General features: G+C 42.9%; 2 protein-coding genes. Both read left to right on the top strand.

Annotated features, from left to right (window positions below; genetic code table 11):
• Positions 1 to 2,109: amino acid adenylation domain-containing protein (locus tag F6K52_RS15585; protein ID WP_293079100.1), on the top strand; the 2,109-nt coding region annotated here is incomplete at its 5' end.
• 134 nt (positions 2,110 to 2,243) lie between these two features.
• Positions 2,244 to 5,815 (top strand): amino acid adenylation domain-containing protein (locus tag F6K52_RS15580; RefSeq protein WP_293079098.1); only part of this gene is annotated, 3,572 nt, incomplete at its 3' end.

Genomic DNA, 5,815 nt, shown 5'->3' with positions numbered 1-5,815 from the left:
CCAGATCTGAGTTTGAGTCAGTTCAATCAACACAGTACGATTGCTAAGTTTGATTTGACCCTGTCAATGATGGAAACAGACATGGGATTGGTGGGGAGATGGGAGTACAACACGGACTTATTTGATGGGTCTACCATTGCTCGCATGGCCACTCATTTCCAGAACTTGTTGTCAGCAATTGTGGACAATCCCCAACAGGTAGTCTCGGAGTTACCTTTGTTGAGTGCAGAAGAACGTCATCAATTGTTGGTGGAGTGGAATGATACTGCCAGTGACTATCCTACTGATAAATGTATTCATCAGTTATTCTCCGAGCAGGTAGAGAAAACACCCGATGCTATAGCTGTGGTGTTTGAGCAACAGCAGTTGACCTACCATCAATTAAATCAAAGGGCTAACCAACTAGCACATCACTTGCTTTCAATGGGAGTAGGACCAGAGGTATTGGTGGGTATTTGTGTGGAACGTTCTATACAGATGGTGGTAGGACTGTTGGGGATACTGAAGGCGGGTGGTGCTTATGTACCCCTAGATCCTAATTATCCCCGAGAACGACTCAGTTATATGTTGGCCGATGCGGGTGTTGAGGTGTTGTTGACTCAACAGTCTTTGCTGGAATCTTTGCCATCACACACTCCACGGATGGTTTGTTTCGATAGTGATTGGGGTGCAATTGAGCAACACAGTGGTGAGAATCTTGATGTCGGGGTTCACTCAAATAATTTGGCTTATGTTATCTACACTTCTGGTTCAACAGGAAAGCCCAAAGGTGTAGCAATCTCTCATCAAGCGTTAGCCAACCATATGTGCTGGATGGGGCAAACCTTTCCTTTAACTAAACTTGATAAAGTTTTGCAAAAGACTCCATTTAGCTTTGATGCTTCAATTTGGGAATTTTATGCCCCATTATTGGTAGGAGCACAATTAGTAATAGCCAAACCAGAGGGACATCAAGATAGTGATTATCTAATTGAGGTAATTAACCAACAAAAAATTACCGTGCTTCAATTGGTTCCCTCGTTACTGAGAATGCTTTTAGAGACAAGAAATCTAGCCATTTGTCAATATTTAAAGCGAGTATTTTGTGGGGGCGAACCTTTGCCTGTTGAACTCTATTGTCTTTTCAAACAACAAAGCCAAGCTACTTTACACAACCTGTATGGGCCAACAGAGGCTTGTATTGATACGCATTTTTACACCTGCCACGCAAGAATTAGCCAAAACACTATTCCTATTGGTCGTCCAATTGTTAATACTCAAACCTATATTCTCGATCCAAATTTGCAACCAGTACCGATAGGAGTACCCGGAGAACTATACATCGGAGGTGATGGACTAGCCCGAGGATACCTCAACCGCCCAGAACTAACATCGGAAAAATTCATCCCAAATCCCTTCAGTAATTCCAAATCACAACGACTCTACAAAACCGGAGACCTCGTCCGATACCTACAAGACGGTAACATTGAATTTATCGGTCGCATCGATAACCAAGTCAAAATCAGGGGTTTCCGCATCGAACTAGGGGAAATCGAATCAGTCCTGTCCACACATCCCCAAATCCAACAAAGTGTAGTCATTGCAACAGAAGATATTCATGGCAACAAACGCCTAGTCGCTTATGTAGTTAGTGAATCCGAATCCCTAAGCACCAACCAAGTAAGAGAATTCCTCAAACAGAAACTACCAAACTACATGGTACCGAGTGCCTTCGTTACCTTAGAAACACTACCGTTAACACCCAATGGCAAAGTAGATCGCAAGTCACTACCCGCACCTGATGGGGTTTTCACATCAGTTGTGGAATATGTAGCTCCACGTACCCCAACCGAAGAAATAATCGCCAAAATCTTCACCAATGTTCTAGGAATGCCAGATGTAGGAATACATGACAACTTCTTTGAAATCGGAGGACATTCCCTACTAGCAACTCAAGTTGTGTCTCGGATACAACAGGCTTTTGAGCAAAAACTGATGTTACAAGCTTTCTTTGAGTCGCCAACTATTGCTGGTATAGCTCAAAGCATTGAAGTACTTCGTAAAATTGCCCAAGATCAAAGTACATCAATTTCAGAAACAGAGCAAGAATATGAGGACGGATTATTATGATCCTATAAAAAATCAAACAATTAAGTTCGTCTCTTATCTGTCAAATCTGGATGTTAAACTGTCAAAGTTTAAGTTACCCAAAATAAAACCGCATCAATTTCAGAAATAGAGCAAGAATATGAGGATAGATTATTATGAATAATAAAACAATTGAGTTCGTGTTTTATCTGCAAAATCTGGGTGTCAAACTTTGGACAGAGCAAGAACACCTGCGTTATCGTTCTCCGAAGGGAGTAATGACACCAGAACTAAAACAGGATATAGTCGCTCAAAAAATAGAAATTTTAGAGTTACTTCGGGAAGCCCAGACAAATCAGGAATCTCAGGCATTAAGTCTTCCCCCCATTCAACCAAGAAGTGATAGTGAACAATTACCCCTATCCTGGGCTCAAGAAAGACTGTGGTTCCTCAACCAACTAGAAGGAAATAGCGCCACTTACAACATACCAGCAGCCCTGAAAATCACTGGCCACTTGGCGATTAACACCCTAAAACAAACCTTATCAGAAATAATCAATCGTCACGAAGTACTACGGACAAGTTTCAGGACTGTCAATGGCACACCAACACAGGTAATTCACCCTGACAGCAGCATCAACATCAATGTAGTAGACCTACAAAAATACCCACAACCAGAAAGAGAAACTGTTTTACAGCAAGAAGTACAATGTGAAGCAACAACCCCCTTTGACCTAGAGGTAGCACCATTAATCCGGTGTAAATTATGGCAATTAGACACCAGTGAGTATGTGTTAGTGCTGACGATGCACCACATCGTATCGGATGGTTGGTCAATGGGGATATTAATCCAAGAACTATCAACTTTATATCAAGCTTTTGCGGCATCAGAACCATCCCTCTTATCGCAATTGCCGATTCAATATGCTGACTTTGCTCTTTGGCAAAGACAATGGTTAAGTGGGGAAATACTAGAAAACCAAGTTAAATACTGGAAACAGGAATTAGAGGGTGCTCCAGAGTTATTACAACTACCCACAGACCGTCCTCGTCCCCATGTAATGAGTTACCAGGGGAGTACTCAAGATTTTAGTTTAACCACGGAATTAACCGATAAGTTGCAACAGTTGTCTCGGAACTCGGGTAGTACCTTATTTATGACCTTGCAGGCAGCTTTGGCGACCTTACTTTATCGTTACAGTGGACAAAAAGATATTTTAATTGGTTCACCTATAGCCAATCGAAATCACCTTGCAATTGAGCCGTTAATTGGCTTTTTTGTGAATACCTTGGTGTTGAGAACCCGTTTTAAGGATAATCCCAGTTTTTCTCAGTTGCTAACGCAAGTAAGGGAAACCACACTCAAAGGTTATGAACATCAGGATGTACCGTTTGAACAGGTAGTATCTGCATTGCAACCCCAACGGTCATTGAGTCATGCCCCCCTGTTCCAGGTAATGTTTGTGCTGCAGAATGCACCGATGGGTAAATTAGAGTTGCCAGATCTGAGTTTGAGTCAGTTCAATCAACACAGTACGATTGCTAAGTTTGATTTGACCCTGTCAATGATGGAAACAGACATGGGATTGGTGGGGAGATGGGAGTACAACACGGACTTATTTGATGGGTCTACCATTGCTCGCATGGCCACTCATTTCCAGAACTTGTTGTCAGCAATTGTGGACAATCCCCAACAGGTAGTCTCGGAGTTACCTTTGTTGAGTGCAGAAGAACGTCATCAATTGTTGGTGGAGTGGAATGATACTGCCAGTGACTATCCTACTGATAAATGTATTCATCAGTTATTCTCCGAGCAGGTAGAGAAAACACCCGATGCTATAGCTGTGGTGTTTGAGCAACAGCAGTTGACCTACCATCAATTAAATCAAAGGGCGAACCAACTAGCACATCACCTACAAAACTTAGGAGTAGAACCAGAGGTATTGGTGGGTATTTGTGTGGAACGTTCTGTACAGATGGTGGTAGGACTGTTGGGGATACTCAAGGCAGGTGGTGCTTATGTACCCCTCGATCCCAATTATCCCCGAGAACGACTCAGTTATATGTTGGCCGATGCGGGTGTTGAGGTGTTGTTGACTCAACAGTCGTTACTGGAATCTCTGCCCTCACATACTCCACGGATGGTTTGTTTCGATAGTGATTGGGGAGCAATTGAGCAACATAGTGGGGAGAATCTTAATGTTCGGGTTGACTCAGGTAATTTGGCTTATGTGATTTATACTTCTGGTTCTACTGGTCAACCTAAGGGGGTTGCCATTGAACATTGTTCCGTGTGCAACCTTGCTATTGCACAAAGAAATTTATTTGATCTAGAACCAGCTAGTCGTGTTCTTCAATTTGCTTCTGTAAGTTTTGATGCTTCTGTCTGGGAAATAGTTATGGCTGTGACCAACGGAGCCATGCTAATTTTGGGCACAGCTTCTGAGTTAATGCCTGGAGATGATTTGAAGCAAATCCTACATCAGTGCTGTGTGACTCATGTGACATTACCTCCTTCTGCCCTGGCAGTATTACCCACTGATGAATTGACAGACTTGGGTCAGATAATTGTCGCAGGAGAAGCTTGTTCTTTAGAATTGGCCCATCAATGGTCTGTTGGTCGTCGTTTCTTTAATGCTTATGGTCCGACTGAGTCTACAGTTTGTGCTACGGTAGCTCAAATCAGGGATAGTAGTGAGAAAATTACTATCGGTCACCCCATAGCCAACACCCAAATCTACATCTTAGATCAGCATTTACAACCAGTACCGATAGGAGTACCTGGAGAATTATACATTGGAGGTGATGGACTAGCCAGAGGCTACCTCAACCGCCCAGAACTAACATCAGAAAAATTCATCTCAAATCCCTTCTCTAGTTCCAAATCACAACGAATCTACAAAACATCAGACCTGGCGAGATACCTACGAGACAGTAACATTGAATTTCTCGGACGTATCGATAACCAAGTCAAAATCAGGGGCTTCCGGATCGAACTAGGAGAAATCGAATCGGTTCTGTCGAGCCACCCCCACATCCAACAAACTGTAGTAATTGCCACAGAAGATCTTGATAGCAACAAACGCCTAGTCGCCTACTATGTCAGTGAGGAAGAATCACTAACCACCAACCAATTACGAGAATTCCTCAAACAGAAACTACCAGACTACATGGTACCTTCTGCCTTCGTTACCTTAGAGACCCTCCCGTTAACACCCAATGGCAAAGTAGACAAAAAAGCCCTACCCGCACCAGAGGGAGTGTTCACATCGGTTGAGGAGTATGTAGCACCACGCACCCCAACCGAAGAAATAATCGCTAACATCTTCGCGTCGGTTCTAGGAGTGCCAAATGTAGGAATACATGATAACTTCTTTGAAATCGGAGGACATTCTCTACTTGCCACTCAATTAATTTCCCAACTGCGACTGACCTTCAACAGAGAAATCCCCCTACGACAAGTATTTGAAAGTCCAACAATCGCTGAATTAGAGCCGAAATTAACCCAATTACTGACCACAGAAAACCAATTAAGTCTTCCCCCGATTCAACCAAGAACTGATAGGGAAAAATTACCCCTATCATCGGCTCAAGAAAGATTGTGGTTCCTCAATCAACTAGAAGGAATTAGCGCCACTTATAACATACCAGCAGCTCTGAAAATCACTGGTAATTTAGCCATTAACGCCTTAGAACAAGCCTTATCAGAAATCATCAATCGTCACGAAGTACTACGCACACGTTTCCC

The sequence above is a fragment of the Moorena sp. SIO3H5 genome (genome assembly GCF_010692395.1).
Classification (GTDB): Bacteria; Cyanobacteriota; Cyanobacteriia; order Cyanobacteriales; family Coleofasciculaceae; genus Moorena.
Note: the sequence above shows the minus strand (reverse complement) of the source record. Positions and strands in the feature narration are given on the sequence as shown.